Annotated in this window: 17 protein-coding genes, 1 tRNA gene and 1 pseudogene; 9 read left to right on the top strand and 10 right to left on the bottom strand. The window is 56.7% G+C overall.

Translation table 11 applies throughout. The features are described 5' to 3' along the window. Positions 1–5 precede the first annotated feature (5 nt). The 4 genes from HCI85_RS16170 to HCI85_RS16155 all read right to left on the bottom strand — a co-directional run bounded on the left by HCI85_RS16170 (position 6) and on the right by HCI85_RS16155 (position 4,217). A complete protein-coding gene (locus tag HCI85_RS16170) occupies positions 6–1,127 on the bottom strand; it encodes a serine/threonine-protein kinase (protein WP_206677999.1) in 1,122 nt (373 codons plus the stop codon). After that, positions 1,124–2,194 (bottom strand): serine/threonine-protein kinase, encoded by a 1,071-nt coding sequence (locus HCI85_RS16165; protein WP_167146023.1) that lies wholly within the window; start codon positions 2,192–2,194, stop codon positions 1,124–1,126. Before HCI85_RS16165 ends, HCI85_RS16170 begins: the two co-directional genes overlap by 4 nt. A 10-nt stretch (positions 2,195–2,204) precedes the next feature. Next, positions 2,205–3,371, bottom strand: coding sequence for a PP2C family protein-serine/threonine phosphatase (locus HCI85_RS16160; RefSeq protein WP_167146021.1), 1,167 nt, complete (start codon positions 3,369–3,371; stop codon positions 2,205–2,207). A gap of 769 nt (positions 3,372–4,140) precedes the next feature. Further along, positions 4,141–4,217 (bottom strand) — tRNA-Arg (locus HCI85_RS16155). 337 nt (positions 4,218–4,554) lie between these two features. Here HCI85_RS16155 and gabD point away from each other — a divergent pair. The 3 genes from gabD (at position 4,555) to HCI85_RS16140 (ending at position 9,002) form a co-directional block, all read left to right on the top strand. Next, the gene (gene gabD, locus HCI85_RS16150; RefSeq protein WP_167146019.1) at positions 4,555–6,003 is read left to right on the top strand and encodes an NADP-dependent succinate-semialdehyde dehydrogenase; all 1,449 of its coding nucleotides are present in this window, start codon (positions 4,555–4,557) and stop codon (positions 6,001–6,003) included. A gap of 176 nt (positions 6,004–6,179) precedes the next feature. Continuing rightward, a complete protein-coding gene (gene gabT / locus HCI85_RS16145) occupies positions 6,180–7,460 on the top strand; it encodes a 4-aminobutyrate--2-oxoglutarate transaminase (RefSeq protein ID WP_090254332.1) in 1,281 nt (426 codons plus the stop codon). 330 nt (positions 7,461–7,790) lie between these two features. Then, complete coding sequence (locus tag HCI85_RS16140) at positions 7,791–9,002, top strand: HDOD domain-containing protein (protein WP_167146017.1); 1,212 nt, start codon at positions 7,791–7,793, stop codon at positions 9,000–9,002. Positions 9,003–9,024: 22 nt separating this feature from the next. Here the strand turns inward: HCI85_RS16140 and HCI85_RS16135 are convergent, their stop codons facing one another. After that, entirely contained in the window at positions 9,025–9,909 is an 885-nt protein-coding gene (locus HCI85_RS16135) for a LysR family transcriptional regulator (protein WP_206677998.1), read from the bottom strand. Positions 9,910–10,009: 100 nt separating this feature from the next. On the opposite strand from HCI85_RS16135, the gene HCI85_RS16130 reads away from it, so the two are divergent. From HCI85_RS16130 to HCI85_RS16105, 6 genes are all read left to right on the top strand, one after another. Beyond that, positions 10,010–10,708 carry a class I SAM-dependent methyltransferase gene (locus HCI85_RS16130; RefSeq protein WP_167146015.1) on the top strand — a complete coding sequence of 233 codons (699 nt, stop codon included), beginning with the start codon at positions 10,010–10,012 and terminating at the stop codon, positions 10,706–10,708. 148 nt (positions 10,709–10,856) lie between these two features. Continuing rightward, positions 10,857–11,147 carry a hypothetical protein gene (locus HCI85_RS16125; RefSeq protein ID WP_167146013.1) on the top strand — a complete coding sequence of 97 codons (291 nt, stop codon included), beginning with the start codon at positions 10,857–10,859 and terminating at the stop codon, positions 11,145–11,147. Between the two features lie 193 nt (positions 11,148–11,340). Continuing rightward, positions 11,341–11,715 (top strand): hypothetical protein, encoded by a 375-nt coding sequence (locus tag HCI85_RS16120; RefSeq protein WP_167146011.1) that lies wholly within the window; start codon positions 11,341–11,343, stop codon positions 11,713–11,715. 97 nt (positions 11,716–11,812) lie between these two features. Next, entirely contained in the window at positions 11,813–12,304 is a 492-nt protein-coding gene (locus tag HCI85_RS16115) for a DUF4189 domain-containing protein (protein WP_167146009.1), read from the top strand. A gap of 151 nt (positions 12,305–12,455) precedes the next feature. Beyond that, complete coding sequence (locus tag HCI85_RS16110) at positions 12,456–12,866, top strand: DUF4189 domain-containing protein (RefSeq protein WP_167146006.1); 411 nt, start codon at positions 12,456–12,458, stop codon at positions 12,864–12,866. A 244-nt stretch (positions 12,867–13,110) separates the two neighbouring features. Then, positions 13,111–13,818, top strand: a complete 708-nt coding sequence (locus HCI85_RS16105; RefSeq protein WP_167146004.1) for a hypothetical protein — start codon at positions 13,111–13,113, stop codon at positions 13,816–13,818. A gap of 73 nt (positions 13,819–13,891) precedes the next feature. Here HCI85_RS16105 and HCI85_RS21385 read toward each other — a convergent pair whose 3' ends face one another. The 5 genes and pseudogenes from HCI85_RS21385 to HCI85_RS16085 all read right to left on the bottom strand — a co-directional run bounded on the left by HCI85_RS21385 (position 13,892) and on the right by HCI85_RS16085 (position 18,909). Beyond that, positions 13,892–14,257, bottom strand: a complete 366-nt coding sequence (locus HCI85_RS21385; protein WP_241693812.1) for a CZB domain-containing protein — start codon at positions 14,255–14,257, stop codon at positions 13,892–13,894. Between the two features lie 27 nt (positions 14,258–14,284). After that, a pseudogene (locus HCI85_RS21380) lies at positions 14,285–14,557 on the bottom strand (methyl-accepting chemotaxis protein); the annotation flags it as partial. Between the two features lie 512 nt (positions 14,558–15,069). Next, the gene (locus HCI85_RS16095; RefSeq protein ID WP_167146000.1) at positions 15,070–17,961 is read right to left on the bottom strand and encodes an EAL domain-containing protein; all 2,892 of its coding nucleotides are present in this window, start codon (positions 17,959–17,961) and stop codon (positions 15,070–15,072) included. An 85-nt stretch (positions 17,962–18,046) separates the two neighbouring features. Beyond that, positions 18,047–18,481, bottom strand: coding sequence for a BLUF domain-containing protein (locus HCI85_RS16090; protein ID WP_167145998.1), 435 nt, complete (start codon positions 18,479–18,481; stop codon positions 18,047–18,049). A gap of 11 nt (positions 18,482–18,492) precedes the next feature. Further along, positions 18,493–18,909, bottom strand: coding sequence for a hypothetical protein (locus HCI85_RS16085; protein ID WP_090254313.1), 417 nt, complete (start codon positions 18,907–18,909; stop codon positions 18,493–18,495). Between the last annotated feature and the right edge of the window lie 86 nt (positions 18,910–18,995).

The following is an 18,995-nucleotide window of genomic DNA, read 5'->3' as shown; positions in this document are numbered from 1 at the left end:
AGAGGTCAACGAAGAAGAAGAATGGGGGCAGATCTGGGCGATGGCACACCCGGATAAGATGAAAAACAAACCTTCTGGCCAACAGAGGGCGCAACACTGCCGTAAAAATTGGATGCATGAAAAAATTGATTCTCATGCACTCCTTCTTCAGCAATGAAACCTGCATTGGCAGTCCCACCGCCCTGATAATTCATAGGGTAGGACGCAATTCGTCCAACTCTACGAGCGCCAGTCGCATAGGAAAGTGAGTTAAATTTTTTCATCACCTCTTCTGCGTCAGGTCTATCTGACGGTTCTATAGCTAGACAGCTAATTAAAAGCTCCCAAATATTACTCTCTAACTCTCTAGTGTCTGGATGCTTTCCAAACCAACTAGGTTGAGCTATGGCATATTTCCCAACTTGATATAGTGTGACGTTCTTAATAGCCATACGCCCAGTGCCAAATGGGGGCGCACCGGCTAACAAGTGATACATCACGCACCCTAGAGCCCATATATCCATTGGCATGCCTGCTCTCTTCCAGTCCTCCCAACACTCAGGGGCCATATAGGGAACAGCACCCAGCAATGTGTTGGATGAAAGAAGAGTTGATTCATCCTCTGCAAAAAGCTCCATCTCGGCTAGAATTTCAGCTTCAGCTAGCTTTGCGATTCCGAAATCTGTGAGCTTTATAGACTCCATTGATGTATCAACTGAAGTCATTATATTGCTCGGCTTTAGATCCCTATGGCATATGCCCACTTTGTGTGCCTCATACAAGGCTTTCGCAATGTGATGGGAAACGTGCGCAGCAAGATAGGGATCTAAAAATAGAAAATCATTAAGTAAGCGATCATTTAAATCACGACCGGGTATAAACTCTTCGACCATGAATGTAAATGAATCATCTTCGAAGTAATCAAGCGTCGCTGCAATGTTTGGATGATTGACGCGAGCACCCATTTCCGCACCACGCCGAAACCGTCGATCTTTAACACCCGCCTTCGGAATTTTTACTGCTATATACCGGTCAAGAGTGTGGTCGTAAGCATAATAAACCTCCTGCATACCGCCAGCAGCATGAAAATCTATTATTTCATAACGACCTATAAGTACCTGCCCTGGACTTAAACGGAGTTGACTCACAGTATCACCTCAGGATGAGAGGAGGAAAATGTCACCCAATAACGGTGACTTTTGAGTTCAGCTCGGCCAAACGTCAAAACACACGCATCATGCAGAATTGATCCGACAACGGCAGCGCTATTGTTGATGTAAACATCACCTTGAACACTGGTTATCTGAAAACGAACACCATCATAGACCGCGCCTATTCCGCCAATCCCAGGGAACTTTAACGCTACCTGCCTATTATCTTTCGAGAGGGTGTAAAGTTTATCGTTGTAAACAAAAGTTCCCCGATGTTCGTCCCGAACCAAATGATTCTGGATGGTGTCACAAACAGTTTTCGCGGTTGGACGTTGAGCCGGATTAGTCGACAAACAAGCATCAATAAGATCGACGACTTCTTTGGCCAACTTACCACCCATCACAGTGTCAATTGAAGGCACGCGAGCAGAGGTCTGAGGCGGCCTCTCGAACAGCACGCTTGGGGTGCTAGCACTGGCAAGTGCCCAAGCACAGACACCAAGCGCATAAATGTCCATTTCTTTTGTTATACATGCGTCTGGAACGAACAATTCAGGGGCGGCGTAGACTAAAGTCCCCCGATTAAGCCGCGTGTGATAATCTTCACCTTCAACAGAAATACCAAAGTCAAAAAGCTTAACCACTCCAGCAGAAGAAGTTTTGATATTGTCGAGTTTCAGATCCCTGTGAATAATATCAGCTGCATGCAAAGCCGTTATAGCTTGCGCAATTTGATATAGAATTTTCAAATAGCCTGTAGGATCACCAATAGCTTCTAAGTGGAAATCTTCGAAAGATCGACCTTTTAAGTGTTCAATAATTATACCTTGAACTTCACCAGCCTCGCCCTTGATGACATCATAGATCTCGACGATGTGTTTAGAGCGCGCTTTGGCTAGCATCTGAATTTCGTTACGAAGCTGATCATCATCGTTCCCAGAACGCATGAATTTGAATAGAACATCTCGTCCCAAAAAATTATCGCGGACAGGCTGAACACTACCAAAACCGCCACTCATCAACGTATTTGTAATTACCGAGTATCTATCGGGTAAATTTATCATTTGATTCCATTCAATCTTTATTATCTTTGTTTGGCTCAGGGGCGATTGAGACTTCAATTTCGGCGCGCGCTTCTTTTTTTCTTTCTAGCCCAGAATCTTCAACAATCCTAAAATCAAGCTGCTTCGGTTTTTTATGATCCTCTACCCCGGAGCGAACATATCTTTTTCCCAAAGCCTTCCGGATCTCAGACTTCATAATTGGACGCTCTAATTTAGGCAGTCTCGAAGCTGATGCTAAAGCAGAAAGAATTACTTTAGTGTTTCCAAGCCATATATTAATTTTCAACAACCCTGGGTCGGATTTCGGGATGTTTAAAATTGCATCCTTAATCCTCTCAACGACAACAATAGATGCATTGTCCACTCCACCTGTCCAGTTGGAAAGCGACATTATTCTGTTGACCGCAGCAGTAGAGGAGGGGGCTTTTTTTAGCAGCGCATTAAATCCGTCCTCGGCCCCTTTCCATGTTCCGTCTGTAGCTAGAACAACACCATCATTCAGATATTCGGGGTCCAAGAGTGTTATTCGAAGATCATTAGCCGTTCTGCCGTCTTCGCCGATTGCCTGCGACAGACTACCTCCCAATCCCCGAAAACGCAGAGCAGCTGGATTTTTGATAGCAAGCTCGGAAAGCTCGTTTTCCATTGTGTCATCTCTACTAATCTGGACTAGCCGATCTTTGAGAGGTGACCACGCATAGATACGACTGTCGCCTACATTCGTCGCAGCTATTTCCCCACTGCCTGTTGCTATGAAAACGCTAAGAGTTGTAGCTCCCTTTCCACGGAGCCCTCCACGGACGCGGTCATCAACACGCCTGACTAGTAGAGGAAGTAGCGTAGAAAGAGCAAGTTTCGAGCGATTATGTGCCAGCTCTTCTATAAAGAAAGTTACTGCAATAGATGCGGCAACATCCCCCATTTCTGTACCGCCCACACCATCACACACGAGCACTACAAAGTAGGTTTCGCCATCCGCTGCTGATACTTGAGCTACCGCTAAGCGATCCTCATTTCTTGTTCGAACCAACCCTATGCTGGTTCCAATAGCGACGGAAAGGTCTGCAATGGCCACCGGTGGCATCGCGCCCCAGGACGCCCGCTCTATTTCAGAATATAAATCTTGACCGATCTGGGAAGTAACGGCCTTTCGAAGTTCTGCAGAAAAAGAATTCATGTGCTCACTGACTTAGGCTCTTGAGGGCGTGTGAGGAGGCGCAAAGACGACGCCAAGGACTGAATACAGGCTTTAGAACGAAAAACACTATGGCAGACTCGATGCACTGAATGGCCGAGAACCCCACAGGCGCGAATAAAACTCACTTTTAGCGCAAGAAATGCACACTGCCAATGTCTCACGATTAGGCTCATGTCAATTTGAGGCTAGAGCTATCCTTAGCTGCGGACCATTTAACCAAAAAGCAGTGGATCGAGAGAGCATGCCCCCACACTGCCGGTCACAAATCACAGCAGCGAGCGACTCGTTTGATGGGAATGCAAGTCGGTCGTAGCTTAGCAAATTCCCTTGACCTCGCAATAAGCCGAAGCCATACCGCTAGGCTCAGCTAGCCAATCTTTGCGTAGCCCCACTGCCAGACTCAAGGCCGACAGTGGCCGATCACGAATGGCCTTGGCGGGCACTTAGATATGGCTACGAAAACACGCATGCTCAGTCTTTGCCACCGGCCAATTTACGACCATGCAAGCGCCTAGCTCGGCAGACGCAGTGCGATAACTATATATAAGGATGAGCCGCAGTGGAGGCACTCTGCGGCAGGGCCGAGCTAAGCCGCTATGCACAATGGGCGGTTACGCTTAGCTCATTAATAGAACTAAAAGGCCCCGCTTGATTCCTCAAGCGGGGCCTTTTAGTTACTGCTGCTGTCACGCTGCTGTCACGGCTCTGGCAATTGCCAGGGTTAAACTACGTAACCTGCTGATTTATATGGCGCACCAGGCGGGATTCGAACCCACGACCCCTGCCTTCGGAGGGCAGTACTCTATCCAGCTGAGCTACTGGTGCAGCGCGGGCGCAATCATACGCATGTCGCTGGCGGGCGTCCATGCTGCTGCCTTGTTCGTGATTCTGCACGCGAAGCGACCGCCAGCTGTCTATTCGTATAAATCCCTTGAATAAGGGCAATATTCCGTTAATTTTTTCGAACAGGCTATTGCCCTTTACCCCTCTTGACCCTAGGATTCGTTTGAGATTTCAAACGCTCTTGCTGAAATTGTGCGCGGCGCAACCCATGCCAGCCCACGGCCAGCACCAGCCCTACAGATTAGGCCCAGCTGCGCTGCAGTACGGCACATTCGATGACACGTACCGATGCCAGGGTGTCGGAATTTAGGAGACTGCCATGCAACTGAAAGACACCCAGCTGTTCCGTCAGCAGGCTTATATCGACGGCACTTGGCTGGACGCCGACAACGGCCAGACCATCAAGGTCAACAACCCGGCCACCGGCGAAATCATCGGTACCGTACCGAAAATGGGCGCAGCGGAAACCCGTCGTGCCATCGAAGCCGCCGACCGTGCGCTGCCAGCCTGGCGTGCCCTGACCGCCAAAGAACGCTCGAATAAGCTGCGCCGCTGGTTTGAACTGCTGATCGAGAACCAGGACGACCTCGGCCGCCTGATGACTCTGGAGCAGGGCAAGCCGCTGGCCGAAGCCAAGGGCGAGATTGCCTACGCCGCTTCCTTTATTGAGTGGTTCGCTGAAGAAGCCAAGCGCGTGTATGGCGACGTGATCCCTGGCCACCAGCCGGACAAGCGTCTGATCGTGATCAAGCAGCCGATCGGCGTAACTGCGGCCATCACCCCGTGGAACTTCCCCGCGGCGATGATCACCCGTAAAGCCGGCCCGGCCCTGGCAGCTGGTTGCACCATGGTGATCAAGCCCGCGTCGCAGACGCCGTTCTCCGCCCTGGCCCTGGTTGCTCTGGCCGAGCGCGCTGGCATTCCAAAAGGCGTGCTGAGCGTAGTGACCGGCAGCGCCGGTGAAGTCGGTGGCGAGCTGACCAGCAACCCGATCGTGCGCAAGCTGAGCTTCACCGGCTCCACCGAAATCGGTCGCCAGCTGATGGCCGAATGCGCCAAGGACATCAAGAAGGTCTCGCTGGAACTGGGCGGCAACGCGCCGTTTATCGTGTTCGACGATGCCGATCTGGACAAAGCCGTCGAAGGCGCGCTGATCTCCAAATACCGCAACAACGGCCAAACCTGCGTCTGCGCCAACCGCCTGTACATTCAGGACGGCGTGTACGACGCCTTCGCCGAGAAACTGGCCGCCGCCGTGGCCAAGCTGCAGATCGGCAACGGTCTGGATGAAGGCACCACGACTGGCCCGCTGATCGACGACAAGGCTGTGGCCAAGGTGCAGGAACACATCGCCGATGCCCTGAGCAAAGGTGCACGCCTGCTCGCCGGTGGCAAACCGCATGCCCTGGGCGGCAGCTTCTTCGAGCCGACCATTCTGGTCGACGTGCCGAAGAACGCAGCGGTGGCCAAGGAAGAAACCTTCGGCCCACTGGCGCCGCTGTTCCGCTTCAAGGACGAGGCTGAAGTGATCGCCATGTCCAACGACACCGAGTTCGGCCTGGCTTCGTATTTCTACGCCCGTGACTTGGGCCGTGTGTTCCGTGTGGCGGAAGCCCTGGAATACGGTATGGTCGGCGTTAACACCGGCTTGATCTCCAATGAAGTCGCGCCGTTCGGCGGTGTGAAGGCCTCGGGCCTTGGCCGCGAAGGCTCGAAGTACGGCATTGAGGATTACCTGGAAATCAAATACCTCTGCCTGGGTATCTAATCCCGGCGACGTAGCAGTAACCCCGCCGAAGACGCACGAGAGCGCTGCGCCTTCGGCTTTATATGGACATAGCTGTGGCCGGGCGTGTTGTGGCAGTCGATCATCGAAAACTGCCAAACCGCCGCCGGTGACACATCCTTGAACCACGCCGAGATTAACCGGCGAATGAGGACATCATGAGCAAGACCAACGAATCTTTGATGCAACGCCGCACCGCTGCCGTTCCACGCGGCGTGGGCCAGATCCACCCGATCTTTGCGGAGTCGGCAAAGAACGCCACCGTGACCGACGTTGAAGGCCGCGAGTTTATCGACTTCGCCGGCGGCATTGCGGTGCTCAACACCGGCCACCTGCACCCGAAAGTGGTGGCGGCGGTGCAAGAGCAGCTGACCAAACTGACCCACACCTGCTTCCAGGTGCTGGCGTATGAGCCGTACGTTGAACTGTGCGAGAAAGTTAACGCACGCGTGCCAGGCGACTTCGCCAAGAAGACCCTGCTGGTCACCACCGGCTCCGAAGCGGTGGAAAACTCGATCAAAATCGCCCGCGCTGCCACCGGTCGTGCTGGCGTGATCGCCTTCACTGGCGGTTACCACGGCCGCACCATGATGACCCTCGGTCTGACTGGCAAGGTCGTACCGTACTCGGCCGGCATGGGCCTGATGCCCGGCGGTATCTTCCGCGCCCAGTACCCGTGTGAACTTCACGGCGTGAGCACGGATGATGCGATCGCCAGCATCGAACGCATCTTCAAGAATGATGCTGAGCCACGCGACATCGCCGCGATCATCATCGAGCCGGTGCAGGGCGAGGGCGGTTTCTACGTCGCGCCGAAAGACTTCATGCTGCGCCTGCGTGCCCTGTGTGATCAGCACGGCATCCTGCTGATCGCTGACGAAGTGCAGACCGGCGCGGGCCGTACCGGCACCTTCTTCGCCATGGAACAGATGGGCGTCGCCGCCGACCTGACCACCTTTGCCAAATCCATCGCCGGCGGTTTCCCGGTGGCCGGTGTGTGCGGCAAGGCCGAATACATGGACGCCATCGCCCCCGGCGGTTTGGGCGGCACCTACGCCGGCAGCCCGATTGCCTGCGCCGCAGCCCTGGCTGTGATGGAAGTATTTGAGGAAGAGCAGCTGCTGGATCGCTGCAAGGCCGTCGGCGAGCGCCTGGTTACTGGCCTCAAGGCCATTCAAGCCAAGCACAACAGCATCGGCGAAGTGCGTGCCCTCGGCGCGATGATTGCCATGGAGCTGTGCGAAGGTGGCGACGTGCACAAACCCAATGCCGCGCTGACCGGGCAGATTGTTGCCAAGGCGCGTGAGAAGGGCTTGATCCTGCTGTCGTGTGGTACTTACGGCAACGTCCTGCGCGTGCTGGTGCCGTTGACCGCTGAAGATGCCCTGCTCGACCGTGGCCTGGCGATCATCGCCGAGTGCTTCGACGAACTGGCGTAAGCCCGCAGCGCTCATACAAAAGACCCGCTTCGGCGGGTTTTTTGCGTTCTGCATCTGCCCCGGTAATCAAACAGTCAGCACGGCGCTATCCGCCAGTGCACAAGCACCCAAGGCAGCATCCCTCCATTACTGTCCCTGAAGCGTTCAAAAAGCGCTTTGTAGGACAACCAGACCGCTCTATTGCGGTATTTTCAGGCAAACTTACAAAGTTGACTAAAGACTCAGCATTTCGTCGGGAGACGCTGGTTTTAAAGTAGCCAACCCGTACACTGCGCGCCGCCATATCGATGGCGCCATTATTTTGCCATCACGCTTTTCCCTGAGGTTTTCATGACTGCCCTGGCCAACGCTCCGGAGATTCTGATCGCCGAAGCAGACCCCTGGACTGCCGATCTGCTCGTGCAACTGGTACTCGATGTACGCGCCGATGCGCGAGTTATAAGAGTCACCGACGGTGAGGCAGCGCTGGCCAAATGCAAACGCCGTCTGCCGGCGCTGGTGATTGCCGATGGCGACCTACCCGTCCTGGATGGCCTGGAGTTGCTGCGGCAACTGCGCCGGCATCCGCGCACCCCAGCACTGCCGTTTATCCTGATCAGCAGCCGTCTGGACGCCAGCAGCGTGCGCGCCGCACGACCACTGGCACCGGCGGCCTACCTGGCCAAACCGTTCAATGCCGAACAACTGCGCCAGCGCCTGCTTGGCATCCTCGGCTACGCCGCCGGCAATGAAACCGCAGTAACCGCTCCTCTGCTGGTCGATAGCCTGGATGACTACCTCAATGCGGTACGCGAAGAAGGCCAGGGCGCACCGTTGCTTGCCTCGGTACGCGATTCGGTCAGCCAGTGCCTGAATGGTGACGACAGCGACCTGCGCGAGCTGGAAGAGGTGTTCGCCCGTGACCCGCAGATCACCGCACGGCTAATCGCCGCCGCCAACAGCGCCGCCCAACACCAGGGCGCACCCTGCCAGACCTTGAGCCAGGCACTACCGCGTCTTGGGCTGGCGCGCACGCTGAATCTGGTATTGGGCATGGCCGTGCAACGCAATGCGCGGCTCAGTGACCCGCGCCTGGCCGAGCTGGCCAGCAGCGCCTGGGACAGCGCACAGCGCAGCGCCGAACTGGCGCGCTGGCTGGCGGGCGAGCTGAATCTGGATGCCGAGCTGTGCTTTACCGCCGGCCTACTGCACAACATCGGCGAACTGGCTCTACTGCGCAGCCTGCAGGATTGGCAGGACGCTGGCGGCGTATTGCGCGATGAGGATATTCACCAGAGCTTCCAGCAACGCGCCGCCGGCTTCGGTTCGGCGCTGCGCATCCGTTGGCGCCTGCCGTTTGGTCTGCGTGAGCTGATCGCGGCGTTCTACAACCTCGGAAGCGGCGTCTTTAGTCGCGAGGCGCTGGTGCTCAACCTGGTCTGCCAGGCGCTGCGCCTGCGCAGTAACCAGTCGCCCAAAGAGCTGCGCGATGAACGTTGTGTGCGCATGCTGCGCTTGGACCTCAGCCTGCTGGAACGCATGCCTCTGGCTGCCGCAGCCTGACAGCAGTCGTCGCGATCAGGGATCAGGCCAGAATCTCGGCCAGTAGGTCAAAGACGATACGAATGCGCCGCGCCGTGCGCAGCTCGCGGTGGGTGACCAGCCAGATCGGCAGTTGGAAGGGGCTGACATCCTCCAACACACGAACCATGCCCGGGGTTTCCCGCGCGATCTCCTCCATGATTGCGCCAATGCCCAAGCCCTGGCGGACCATTTCCCAGTAGGTCACGGAATTATCTGCATAACTGCGAAAGTTCGCGCTGCTCAGCTGCAGGCCTTTAGAACGCATGTGCTGCAGGTAATGGCCGGCGCGGTCCATGCCAATAAAGTCGTGTTGTACCGCCTCCTCGGCGGTACGCGGCAGGCCATGTTCGCGCACCCAGCTTTCGGACGCGTAGAAGCAGGCGGAACTCTGCCGTACCAAGCGGCCAATCAGCTCCGGTTGTTCGGGACGCACATGACGGATGGCGATGTCGGCCTCACGGCGCAGCAGATCGCTGAAACCGTCCGAAGCCACCACCTCGACCTGGATGCCAGGTGCTGACTCGCGGATCTGCAGGAGTATCTTCGGCATCAGATACGCCGCCACGGCGTCACTGGTGGCCACGGACACAACACCCGCCACTTCTTCTGAGCGCCCGGTCGCAGCAAGGCCCAGTTCATGCGCCGCCGCGCCCATCACGCGGGCATGGCCCAACAGCTCCTGTCCCGTGGTGGTCATTGCCATGGTTTTGCCGACCCGCTCAAACAGCGTCACCCCTAGTGCCAGCTCCAGAGCGGCGACTTGGCGACTGAGGGTTGGTTGCGACTGCCCAAGCTTACGCGCAGCAGCCGACAACGAGCCGGTCTCTGCCGTCTCGAGAAAGGCGCGCAACTGGTTCCAGTCGACCTTATCCATACGTAAATGCATATGTTGTCTGCAATTTATCGCAATACCCCGTGATGATGCGCAAGGATAGCATCCGCACTGTGTTGGCTTTCGCCTTACATCCATGCACAGGACGCGCACCATGCACTCACCCATCACCACAGCCGTCGACCCTTGCTCTGCAGCTGCAGCACAGGTTGCCATGGCCGACAAGGCACGCTTCTGGAACCGGATTGCGCGTAAATACGCGAACGATCCGATTGCGGATCAGGCCGGTTACGAGCGGACGCTGCAGCGCGTGCAAGCTTTGCTGTCTACAGAGCATGAGGTGCTGGAAATCGGTTGTGGCACGGGTACCACCGCCCTGCGTCTGGCTCCCGCTACGCGGCGGCTGGTGGCCACCGATGTAGCCGAGCAGATGATTGCCATTGCAGGCGAGAAACTCGTCAGCCAACCCATGCCACAGCTGCACTTCAAAGTAGCCGACGCCGACGCACCTGCGGCCGAACAGGGCACCTACGACGCCGTGCTGGCGTTCAACCTGCTGCATCTCGTGACAGATCTGCCGCAAGCGCTGAGTTCAGCCATCAACGCCTTGAAACCAGGCGGCTTACTGATCTCGAAGACGCCCTGCCTGAATGAGATGAACCCACTGATCCCCAAGCTGGCCCTGCCGCTGCTGCGCGCCATCGGCAAAGCACCGCCAGTGCTGTGCTTCGACGCCCGCCAGCTCCAGGCGGCCATGACTCAGCAAGGCCTGGAAATTCTGTCCGTCGAGCGCCATGGCTGCAAGAGCAAGGATTGGCGGGTATTTATCGTGGCGCGCAAGCCGCGATTATAAAAGTAAGTGCGCGGCATATTTAGTTCCAAGAAAAAGTAGGCTGATTCACGGGCTCATATATATACGTCATCTCAGAAGTTTCAATGCAGCCAAGTTGGCGGCCTGTACTTTTGACGTTGATCTGTTGCCAATAATTAGGAATTTTATTATGAAAAACTATGCTTTAGTTTTCCTTTTTGGTTCCCATCTTGCTTTGAGTGGCTGCGCAACTACAAGTAGCCAGCTCGGCCATAGCGCAGTTGCAACTCAATCTCCGCAGCCCTCTCAGGCAGGCGCAGACTACAGTACCTCAGCGGAGAGTTCCGATGCTGGCTTAACAACACGAGGCGCGGTTGAAACAGCTCAAGATATTACACAGACTGCTCGCGAAGCCAAATCTACTGTGTATGAAGTTAAGCAAACCATAAATGAACTTAAAGGCTTAATGGAGGGGTGGTAATTTAATCGCCGGCTCCGCCTCATCATTTACTGCGCTCGTTATATATTCTGCCTCCCTTAATTCCTAGGCGCGTTAGTGCGCATAGGACGTTTGCTTGGGAGATCACTATTAATACAGTGAAAGAATTTAGTTACAAACCTGGACCTGCCGGTCCAACTCTATGTTGTACCCACTAAAAACATTGGAGCTTGCCATGTACCTTCGCTCAATCACCGCACTGACCACCGCGTTCCTCCTGTCCGGCTGCGCCGCCACCATCAACCAAAGCGGGCTGGAACAACGCACGGCCCAAGCCATCGGCCAACCCATCGGGCAGTTCAGCATCACCGAGCGCACCGAGGAAACCGGCGGACGCATCAACTACAACGTCAACACCAAGGACGGCGGCACCTACCGCTGCTACATGTACTCGGCCACCGGCTTTCAGAAGGCTATGAGCTTTGGCATGACGCCACATTCGGACGCCATCTGCACGGCCATGGCAGGTACACCAGCCGTTAATGGTCAACGCAGCAATAATTCCGGCAGCACCTGCAATGCCCTGCTGCAGGCAGCCGGACGCTGCTGATTGCCAGGATTTCCCGGTCAGCCCTGGCCGGGAATTGCGCTCACTACACTCGACCGCGCTGATGATTTGCGCGGTCACTCATCAGGGTGTTGATGCCATGCAAAGACTGCTCACTCACCTCCCTCTGCTATTGGTTCTGCTGATGCATGCAGATGCCCACGCAGAAGGGCGCTGCCCGGATGGCTATTTCCCGATTGGTGGCGGTAGCGCCGGCTGGGAAGGTTGCGCACCGATGGGGCCTGGAGCCGATGGCGCGCAAGAACAGGAACCCCAGCTGGAAACACGCTGGGGCGCGGTCGCGACAGCTGATGGAGCCTTAGGTGTTGCAGCCGGTCAGGAATCCCAAGAAAGCGCCGAGCAGCATGCGCTGGCTCATTGCCAAACCCACTCCGAGGGCAAGGTCTGTAAGGTTCTTATCGCCTACTACAACCAGTGCGTCGCCGTTGCCTGGGGCGATGGCGGCAGTCTTTGGGCACGCTCCCCAGGCGTATATGACGCGGAAGCAACGGCGCTGAGTAATTGCCAAAAGAGCACGACCAACTGCGATATCTACTATTCCGCATGTAGTTATGCTGAACGCGTGCAGTGAGCCGCTCGGTACTCTCCCCATTTTTAGTACTGACCAGAAGCAGAGGTCAGGCCACGAGGGCCAACTTCTGTTTTGTAAACTAAAGGGGGCGGAGTGATGTATTTCAATCGTACTGGTGATTTGAGCGGTCAATCGTTTGGATGTTGATGCCATGAAACAACTGTTTCTTTACCTTCCTCTGCTGATTGTTATGTTGGTACATGCAGATGCCCGTGCAGAAGGGCGTTGCCCCGATGGCTATTTTCCAATTGGTGGCGGTAGCGCCGGCTGGGAAGGCTGTGCGCCTATGGGGCCAGACTCTGGGGCGGGGACGTCGGAGGAGCCAGAGCCTCAGTGGGAAACGCGTTGGGGCGCAGTCGCTACTACAGATGGAGCAATGGGCGTTACGGCCGGTCAGGAATCCGAAGAAAGCGCCAAGCAGCAAGCATTGTCCGAATGCCAAGCTCACTCCCAAGGCAAGCCCTGTGAAGTCCGCATCGCCTATTACAATCAGTGCGTTGCGGTCGCCTGGGGTGATGCGGGGAGTCGCATGACCCGCTCGCCCGATCTGAAAGATGCGTAAGAGACGGCACTGCGTAATTGTGAAAAGACTACGACCAACTGCGACTTCTACTATTCCGCATGCAGTTATGCCGAACGCGTGCAGTGATTCTCTTCGCCAACTATGTGGCGTGCTCTGTAGGTACTTCAATAAGTGCGAGTAATGCTGCGTGCTATTCGCGATGGCATAGGCTGCAAGCAATAGAGCTTCTCTTTGCATCAATAAACCAGAACTTCAGCTGCTTGCCAAAGCAGGAGCAGATAATTTGAAAGCACCAGCACTCCTGCTCTCCATCGCACTTGCGCTGCCGTTCACTGCAGTAGCCTGCCCAATTGGTATGCAGTACGACGGCTATGGCTGTAGTCCTCCGTATCAATACAGCATGGACGATTGGATCCGCGAGAAAAACGATTACCTGGATTCCCTTGGCCCTAAAACCCCCGCACCAGCGGTCTATAGAAGCCCCGAGGAGCTAGCAGAGCTAAGAAGACTTCAAGCTGAAAAGGAACAAAGGGATCTGAAAATTGCTCAGGAAATTGCTCAAGGGGTCTGGTTTTCCGCGTCCAGTGACACCCCTGAAGGCAAACTTTGCGTGGCGACCTTTGCCAAATTCACCCGTGCAGATAATGGTAAAAACGGAGGGCTGGTCAGCATTCTGGGGTTTCAACAACCAAAGCCAGATGCCTGGCTGATTTTTTACGGCGCAGGCCTACCCACCCCCAGAAACGTAAAGAAAATAAAGCTCACCCTGCAGCAAGACAATGAGCCGGCTCAGACCGTACAGGTATTCAGCTACAGGTTTGAAAGAAAGGTCGGCGCGATAGCATTTGCCGTATCTGGCCTTGCCGCGGCACTGGAAGGTATGCGTGACAAACAGCACTTCAAGTTATCAATCGACGGGAAACCGGTAATGACCCTGGCGTGGACCGATGCCGCCCCCGTGATTCATCAACTCAAACAATGCGCCCAGTAGTGCAGCAGTTATCCGCCCTGCCCAACGCTCAACACATTGGGTAGGGCGCCTGAAAACCTATCTCACGGGTAAATCAGCTACCCGCCAGCTCCGAAATCAGCGAATTGACCTCCATGCTGGCCTTCTCCATATCGCTGACGGCGCGCAGCACCTTGCTCCACTCCTTCGCCTGGGCGGCGTGCAGGGCCTCATGCGCGCTGTCATGGACCTCCCGATGTGGCTGCTCCAGCTGCTGGAAGCTGCGCTGCTTGCCGTAGCGCGCGTTGGTGTCGCTGCTCTGGTACCACTGCCCCAGGCGACAGCTGGTGTGGCTGCTCAGCTGGGTGTTGCCGTCATGCAGGAACAGGCGCTGGTAGACCGTGAGTTTGAACAGCAGATGATCGAGTTTGACCGCCTCGCAGAACGAGCCCAGGGCGATGCTTTCGATCAGCTGGCTCATGTGTTCGCCCAGCACGACCATTTCATCCAGCGTCTGCGCCGAGTGCGAAACATCCCCGGATAAGCGCGTGGCCTCACTGGACAGGCTGCCGATGGAACGGCTGGCACTGTCGGTTTCCTGATTGATGCTGCCGACCAGGGTGCTGATTTCCTGGGTAGCCTGACTGGTGCGCTGCGCCAGCGCGCGAACCTCATCGGCTACTACGGCAAAGCCACGGCCCTGTTCACCGGCGCGGGCTGCTTCGATGGCGGCGTTCAACGCGAGCAGGTTGGTCTGGTCGGAAATCGCCTTGATCAGCTCAACAATCCGGCTGATCTCGCTGACCCGCTGCTGCAGCAGATCGACACTTTGCACGCTGCTCACGCCCTGCACCGCCATGCTGCTCAGGGAGTCCGAGAAGCCTGCCAGCAGCACTGAGGTTTGCTGGAAGATGCCGCTGTGCTGTTCGAGCTTGGCGACTTCCTGGTTCAGCTGTTCGGCCTGGGCCACCACGCCATCACGGGTCTGCGAGAGGGAATCTTCAAAGCGGCTCAGTTTGCCATGCAGCTCATGCTGATAACGGGTTACGCCATTAAGCTCGTTGCGCTCCTGCTGGCTCTGTTGATGCAAGCTGCGCAGCTCGTCCAACTCGCGCTGCATGGCGGATTTTTCCTGACCTAGACGACTGACTTCCTGCTCCAGACTCTCACAACGCAAACGCCATTTACGGTCAAACATGATGCACGCAACTCCAAAAAGACGGCAGGAGACAGCAGCCGGAACTACCGGCAATACAGCTTATTTCGGCAACCTCAGATAAAGGTTGAGCTGGATCAACGACGGTCGAGGGCGAGCTGCATCTGCACTTCTGCATCGGCCGCATCGCTTAGCTGAGTCAGTGGTTGCGGATGGCCGATGCAATAGCCCTGGGCATAGTCGAGGCCCAGTTTGCGCACACACTCAAGCGTCTCCGGGCTTTCGACGAATTCAGCCACGGTGCTCAGACCCAGCTGGCTGGCGATCTGCTGCATCGAGCCGACCATGGCCTGGTTGATCGGGTCACTCTCGATACCGCGGATAAAACTGCCGTCGATCTTGACGATATCCAGCGGCAGATGGCGCAGGTAAGCGTAGGAGGCAAAGCCGCTGCCAAAGTCATCCAGCGCCACTTTCAGGCCCAGGCTGCGCAACTGCTTGATCCACTGCGCAGACACCCCCAGCTCGCCCAGCGCGACCATCTCGGTCACTTCGATGCACAGCTTGTGCGCCGGCAAGTTGTGCCGCAGCAGCTCGCTGTGGAGCATCTCGTGGAAGTGCGCGTTGAGCAGCGAGCTGGCAGTCAGGTTGAAATTCACCTGAGCCAATTGCTGCAGATGCCGCGGGTTGTCCGCCAGCCATTGCAACAGGCGCATCACCACCCAGCGGTCGATGGCACCGAGAAAGCCGTAGCGCTCGGCGGCACCGAGAAACTGCCCCGGGCTGATCCACTCGCCACTGTGCGGGTCGTGGTAGCGCAGCAGCACTTCATAGCGCAGGCCATCGCTGGCGTTCTGCAGCGCCATTACCGGCTGATAGAACAGCTCGAAATGGCCCAGTTCGATGGCCTCACGCAGGCGGGTGATCCATTGCAGCTGACGCTGATGCTCCAGCAGCACGCCATCGGCCGGGTTGAACTGCTGCACGCGGTTGCGGCCGAGGTGTTTGGCCAACTGGCTGGCGCTGTCGGCCCAGTTCAATGCGGTTTCCCAGTCGCTTACGCCGCTGTCCAGCTCCAGCAGGCCGATGCTGGCCTGCACACGGAATGGTCGGCCCTGCCAGCTGAAGACGAATTGCTCAACGCAGTGGCGCAGATTTTCTGCATGTTCCAGAGCGGCTTCGTTGTTGATTTCACGCAACAGCACGGCGAATTCATCGCCCCCAATGCGTGCCAGCTCGGCATGCCGCGGCAGTTGGTGCCGTAAGTGGCCAGACAGCTGGCGCAGCAGCTGATCACCCGCCGAATGCCCGCACAGGTCATTGACCTGCTTGAACTGATCCAGGTCCAGGCACAACAAATGGCTGTAGCGCGGGGTGCTCTGGCCTTTGAGGCTTTCACGTAGCAGGCGCTCCAACTCGCGGCGGTTGAGCAGGCCGGTCAGCGAGTCATGTGCAGCCAGGTACTGCAGACGTTCTTCCAGCGCGCGGCGCTCACTGAGGTCGACCACGATGCCTTCGATGCAATCCTGGGTCGGGCGCAGGTGTAACGACAGGTACACCCAATGGCTCTGCCCGTCGAGGCCATGAATCTGACATTCCTGGCTGGTGGCCGGTTGCTCGTTATGCAGTTGCGCCACGTACTCGGCCCACTGTTCGGTGCCCAACAGCTGCTGCATGGACAGCTCGCGGCTGTCCTGTGCCAGCCCCAATAGCGCGGTAAAGCTGGGGTTGGCTTCAATCAGGGCGCCGCTGCGGGTGCACCGGAAAATACCCTCACCACTGCTGCTGAACAACGCTTGGTACTGCTCCAGATTGCCCAGCGCCTGAGCCTTGCTTTGCAACAAGGCACGGCGGATATGCTCCAGTTGCTTATCGAGGATGGCGCCAAACAGCAGCATGCTCAGCACTGGCAGGTAGGCATGCATGTAATTAAACCCCGGCGGCAAGGGAATCACACCCGTGCGGCCGAGGGGTACCAACAGCATCAGCAACAGGGCCGAACTCCAGCACAGCAGGTAACCGATGGCATAAGGCCGCCGCTGGTACACGCCGAGAATCAACAAGAGCAGCTGGAACATGCCGTTAAACAGGATCAGCACATTCAGTGCCTGGTAGGAGCGGAAATGGCCATAGCTGACTATGGTCCAACCGCACACCAGCAGGGTCACGGCAAATAGCACGTTGCGCAGATGGCGCACACGGCCCAACTCCAGTTTCAGCGAGCTGGCGAGAAACAGGCTGCTGAAGATCAACATGCCAGGGTTGGCCAAATTGGCCATCTGAGCCGACAACCACACCCACTGCGGCGCCAGCAGGCTGATGATGCCGTGCATGCTGGCGTTGTACAGCGCCACACTGGCAACCGTCAGGCAGAACCACACCAGCTGCGTTTCGCGCAACGCGCTGTATTTCACCAGGAAGAACAGAGTCAGGCTGAGCAGCGCACCCAACAGCAAGCCGCTGCGCATCCAGTGTTCGGCCAGCAATAGCGGACTTTGTTCGGCCGCCACCAGCTGCATCGGCACACTCACCGCCGAACCGCTTTGCACCCGCAGTAACAAGGTATGCGGACCTTCGCCAAGGCGGGGCAGGTTGAGCAGAAAATGTGGTGAGGGCGCACCACGCAAAAGAAAATCGCGGTGGTCACCGCTGTAGAAGGGCGCGATCAACCGCTCACGGTCGTATAGCCAGACTTCGATATCGTCGAGAAAAGGCCGGTCGATCATCAGGTCAAGGCGTTCGGCCACCGGTGCATCAAGGCGAAACGCCAACCACCAGGCGCTGGCGGAGTAACCCAGGCGCGGCACGCCATCCATTCGTGTGCCTTCGCGGTCAATTCGCTGCTGCACTTCGGCCGCGGTCAAATTGCCACTGGGGTCTTCCAGCACCAAACTGGCGGGCACTTCTACCGGCCGCGTGAGCTGTTCGTTGCTCAGCACCAACAATGGCAGCTCAGCAAACGCCGAAGCGCTGCCCAGTGCAAAGCAGAGCAATGCAGCCAGCAAAGGAAGGTTGAGCAAACGGAGCATCCTGGCGCCTCAATAAACTGCGAGGTGCGCCAAGGCTCAGGGTGAACACAGCTCGCCGGCTAGAGCGAGTTGACGCTCGAGAATTCTAGCTGAGAACTGGCGATTTGATTGCGCTGACGGTCTCACTCAGCTCCAGTAGCAGCCCGGTAATTTGCTCGGCACTCATGTTGAAGGGGTCAAAACGGTCGCTGGAGGAATATTTCAGAAACAACTCGCGGTTGGCCTGCTTCGCACCAGCCCAGCCCATGCTCCAGTTGCCGTAACGGCGCATGCTGATTTCCGCGTAATCGAGGATGGTCAGTTCCTTGTGCCGGCTGTCATCTGCCAATCGGTTGTACAGGGCGTTCACCTCTGCACGCGGGCCTTCCAGCGCCTGCAGGAAGATATCCGCGTTGCAACAGAGGATGCCGGTCAGTCCTTTGCCTGGATTGTTGCGCTGTGAACTGTCGAGAATCTCGCGGATCAGCTCGGAAGAAACGCCGTGACTGGCACGGCTGGCGTAAGTGAGGCGCACAAGCATGGTGATCTCCTTTAGCGCGGAAGCAGGGTCCGGGCCAGAATCAGGGTGCCCACGCCCCAGGTGGCGTTGAGCAGAAAGCCAATCAAAAAGCGGCCCGGCAACTGCGCCGGATCAACCCCCATACCCTTGAGCGGAAACACCACCAGCAGGGCAACAGTAGTCAGGGCGATACCACCAAACAGCAGAGCCTTGATCCAGGGTTGTGGCTTGTGTGCATCCCAGCGCAACACCAGCAGCATCACCACCGCCCAGACACCGCCCCAGAAGGATGCCGAAAGCAATGACGGCACTCCCAGCGGCGCCGTTGGGGTCAAGTTGAACGGCGCAAACGGCACCACAGCCAAGGCATGCAACACGCCCAAAACCGGCTGATGAAAGAACGGCACGGCCAGAAAACCCGCTACAAAGAACAAGCTAAGACGTAGCATAGACACATCCTTTGCTGAGAATTATCAGCCGATACTGCCCTATCTGTATAAGATTTGTATAACTAATTGCGTAACATTCTTCTGCC

This window comes from Pseudomonas sp. OTU750018, from assembly GCF_011636575.1.
Classification (GTDB): Bacteria; Pseudomonadota; Gammaproteobacteria; order Pseudomonadales; family Pseudomonadaceae; genus Aquipseudomonas; species Aquipseudomonas peli.
The sequence above is the reverse complement of the archived record's forward strand: the minus strand, read 5'-3'. Positions and strand labels throughout refer to the sequence as shown.

What these genes read in the sequence shown, in the direction of transcription:
- HCI85_RS16165 (WP_167146023.1), bottom strand. Translation starts at nt 2,194, where the DNA reads ATGATAAATTTACCCGATAGATACTCGGTAATTACAAATACGTTGATG.
- HCI85_RS16135 (WP_206677998.1), bottom strand. Translation starts at nt 9,909, where the DNA reads ATGCATTTACGTATGGATAAGGTCGACTGGAACCAGTTGCGCGCCTTT.
- gabT (WP_090254332.1), top strand. Translation starts at nt 6,180, where the DNA reads ATGAGCAAGACCAACGAATCTTTGATGCAACGCCGCACCGCTGCCGTT.
- HCI85_RS16160 (WP_167146021.1), bottom strand. Translation starts at nt 3,371, where the DNA reads ATGAATTCTTTTTCTGCAGAACTTCGAAAGGCCGTTACTTCCCAGATC.
- HCI85_RS16140 (WP_167146017.1), top strand. Translation starts at nt 7,791, where the DNA reads ATGACTGCCCTGGCCAACGCTCCGGAGATTCTGATCGCCGAAGCAGAC.
- HCI85_RS16120 (WP_167146011.1), top strand. Translation starts at nt 11,341, where the DNA reads ATGTACCTTCGCTCAATCACCGCACTGACCACCGCGTTCCTCCTGTCC.
- HCI85_RS16090 (WP_167145998.1), bottom strand. Translation starts at nt 18,481, where the DNA reads ATGCTTGTGCGCCTCACTTACGCCAGCCGTGCCAGTCACGGCGTTTCT.
- HCI85_RS16110 (WP_167146006.1), top strand. Translation starts at nt 12,456, where the DNA reads ATGAAACAACTGTTTCTTTACCTTCCTCTGCTGATTGTTATGTTGGTA.
- HCI85_RS16115 (WP_167146009.1), top strand. Translation starts at nt 11,813, where the DNA reads ATGCAAAGACTGCTCACTCACCTCCCTCTGCTATTGGTTCTGCTGATG.
- HCI85_RS21385 (WP_241693812.1), bottom strand. Translation starts at nt 14,257, where the DNA reads ATGAGCCAGCTGATCGAAAGCATCGCCCTGGGCTCGTTCTGCGAGGCG.
- gabD (WP_167146019.1), top strand. Translation starts at nt 4,555, where the DNA reads ATGCAACTGAAAGACACCCAGCTGTTCCGTCAGCAGGCTTATATCGAC.
- HCI85_RS16125 (WP_167146013.1), top strand. Translation starts at nt 10,857, where the DNA reads ATGAAAAACTATGCTTTAGTTTTCCTTTTTGGTTCCCATCTTGCTTTG.
- HCI85_RS16130 (WP_167146015.1), top strand. Translation starts at nt 10,010, where the DNA reads ATGCACTCACCCATCACCACAGCCGTCGACCCTTGCTCTGCAGCTGCA.
- HCI85_RS16095 (WP_167146000.1), bottom strand. Translation starts at nt 17,961, where the DNA reads ATGCTCCGTTTGCTCAACCTTCCTTTGCTGGCTGCATTGCTCTGCTTT.
- HCI85_RS16085 (WP_090254313.1), bottom strand. Translation starts at nt 18,909, where the DNA reads ATGCTACGTCTTAGCTTGTTCTTTGTAGCGGGTTTTCTGGCCGTGCCG.